Here is a 1004-nt window from a genome sequence, read left to right on the forward strand (position 1 = left end):
TCCCGAAGATCGACGATGATATCGCGCTGACCGTAGACGCTGCCCTGCGCCATCTTCACCTCTTCGATCTGGCGCTGCTGGTCCTGGAACCGCTGACCGCAGTTCGCCTACACCCGATATGCACGTTATCGATAACTGCAGTCGCCCACGCTAGATCCACTCAACGGCCCGAACTCAAGAGAAAGACCCGCCGAAGCGGGCCTAGTGGAGGGATTGCGGAGTAGTCTGGAACGCAGCGGACATCGGTGAAGGTGCCGATGATTGGAAGGGTCGCTACTCCCGTTATTCGAACTGCGACCGAGGGCAGACGTTCCACCCGCGAGCCAATATCCTCGTTGCCCCGTCATTTTTGAGAGTTACTCTTCCCCTGCGTGGCCATACCTCTGCGAGTGATGGTCCGAGGGGTTGATTTGGGTATCAGATCGTACCTGGCCGGGACGAGCCCTTGGCCTTTGCGGCTTCTCTTGAGGAATGCCAACGCGAAGCCTGAACGAGCGTGAAGAGCTTCGGCGAAATGACCCGGATATCGATCCGCTCGGACCAATGGCCATCTACCGGATCACCCTGGCTTGGCCGGATACCGACGGGCTGCTCGCCGTGCTGAACGAGTAGACCTCGCTGCTGGACGCCATTGTCGTCAATCGCAAGCTTGTTGGTCTGGTGGCCGACTAAATACCTAAGCTTTTACGCGAGGCGGGCGAACTATCGTGTTTCTCAGCCGGAAAACCCAGGAGACCTGCGGGGACATCAACATAATCAACCTCATGGCAGAATATCCCGTGCAATGATTGGTGCTCTGCGAATGCGCCGCCCATCATGGCGAACAGGGTGACGGGTAGCGCGCAGATCATCATGATAAGCAGGACTAGCCGCAAAGCCCTTTCCAGGGGAGTAAACTTAGGTTGAAGTCTCGGTTCCTGTCGCTTCATGCGGCCTCTCCCTGCCATTGATCGACTCTTCGGCTGATTCTGCCAATATGTCGATTACTTCCTATGGCCGGAGCG

The 1004-nt window shown here is 57.3% G+C and carries 3 protein-coding genes; 2 read left to right on the plus strand and 1 reads right to left on the minus strand.

Annotation, left to right across the window (positions count from 1 at the left end):
* Nucleotides 1-224, plus strand: a 224-nt coding sequence (locus tag GQ59_RS32935; RefSeq protein ID WP_037088633.1) for a hypothetical protein, incomplete at its 5' end; no start/stop codon positions are given.
* A gap of 247 nt (nt 225-471) precedes the next feature.
* Nucleotides 472-612: a hypothetical protein gene (locus GQ59_RS32470; protein WP_156376374.1), complete on the plus strand. Its 141-nt coding sequence runs from the start codon at nt 472-474 to the stop codon at nt 610-612.
* A gap of 56 nt (nt 613-668) precedes the next feature.
* Here the strand turns inward: GQ59_RS32470 and GQ59_RS30355 are convergent, their stop codons facing one another.
* On the minus strand, nt 669-929 hold the full coding sequence (locus GQ59_RS30355) for a hypothetical protein (RefSeq protein WP_037088635.1): 261 nt from the start codon (nt 927-929) through the stop codon (nt 669-671).
* Nucleotides 930-1004: the final 75 nt, after the last annotated feature.

This window comes from Neorhizobium vignae, assembly GCF_000732195.1.
In the GTDB taxonomy this organism is placed as follows: Bacteria; Pseudomonadota; Alphaproteobacteria; order Rhizobiales; family Rhizobiaceae; genus Neorhizobium; species Neorhizobium vignae.